1 protein-coding gene is annotated in these 1,234 nt (G+C 63.0%); it reads left to right on the top strand.

Annotated features, from left to right (window positions below; all coding sequences use genetic code 11):
• Window position 1 precedes the first annotated feature (1 nt).
• A partial coding sequence (gene hisD, locus OP496_RS17830; protein WP_280565267.1) for a histidinol dehydrogenase occupies window positions 2-1,234 on the top strand: 1,233 nt, incomplete at its 3' end.

The raw sequence follows: 1,234 nt of genomic DNA, 5'->3' as shown, positions 1-1,234 counted from the left end.
TCTGAGCACCACACAAGACGATTTCGAGACACGTCTGACAGCGTTGCTGGCGTGGGAAGGTGTCTCCGACAAGCAGGTGGCCGAAAGCGTCGAGGAGATCATCGATGCCGTACGTTCGCGCGGCGACGCCGCAGTGATCGAGTACACCAACCGCCTGGATCGCATGCAGGTGTGTGGTATGAGTGAGCTCACGCTGGGGGCGGAGCGGCTGCGCGAGGCTTATGAGAGCTTGCCGGAGACACAGCGTGGGGCACTGGCGCACGCTGCCGAACGCATTCGTGTGTATCATCAGCATCAAAAGCCTGAATCCTGGCAGTATACCGAGGCCGATGGGAGTGTGCTGGGCCAGAAGGTCACGCCACTGGACCGCGCGGGCATCTATGTGCCGGGCGGCAAGGCCGCGTACCCGTCCTCGGTACTGATGAATGTCATTCCCGCGCATGTTGCCGGGGTGCGCGACATCGTCATGGTGGTGCCTACGCCTGATGGCGTGCTCAATGACCTCGTGCTGGCGGCCGCGCATCTGGCGGGTGTCGATTATGTCTTCACCGTGGGGGGCGCCCAGGCCGTGGCGGCCCTAGCATATGGTACTCAGAGCATTCCACGCGTGGACAAGGTCGTCGGGCCGGGCAATATCTACGTGGCCACGGCCAAGCGCGCGGTGTTCGGACAGGTAGGGATCGACATGATCGCGGGGCCTTCCGAGATTTTGATCGTGACCGATGGTGAGACCGATCCCGAATGGCTGGCGATGGACCTGTTCTCGCAGGCCGAGCACGATGAAGATGCTCAGGCAATTCTAGTGAGCTGGGACGCGGCCCATCTCGATGCGGTTCACGCCGCCATCGAACGTTTGTTGCCTACCATGGAGCGCGAGGCGATCATCCGCGAGTCGCTGGCGTCACGCGGTGCCTTGATCCAGTCCCGTGATCGCGATGAGGCGCTGACGATCATCAACCGCATTGCGCCCGAGCACCTTGAGCTGTCGGTTGGCGACCCTGAAGCGATGGCGGAAGGCGTACGTCACGCCGGAGCTATCTTCATGGGGCGTTACACGGCGGAAGCGCTGGGCGATTACTGTGCCGGCCCCAATCACGTGTTGCCGACCTCGGGTACTGCGCGCTTCTCCTCGCCCCTGGGCGTTTACGATTTCCAGAAACGCTCGTCGCTGATCCATTGCTCGCCGGAAGGTGCGGCCACTCTGGGGCGTACTGCCTCGGTGCTGGCGCGAGGG

The organism is Chromohalobacter sp. 48-RD10, from assembly GCF_029889785.1.
Classification (GTDB): Bacteria; Pseudomonadota; Gammaproteobacteria; order Pseudomonadales; family Halomonadaceae; genus Chromohalobacter.
The sequence above is the reverse complement of the archived record's forward strand: the minus strand, read 5'-3'. Positions and strand labels throughout refer to the sequence as shown.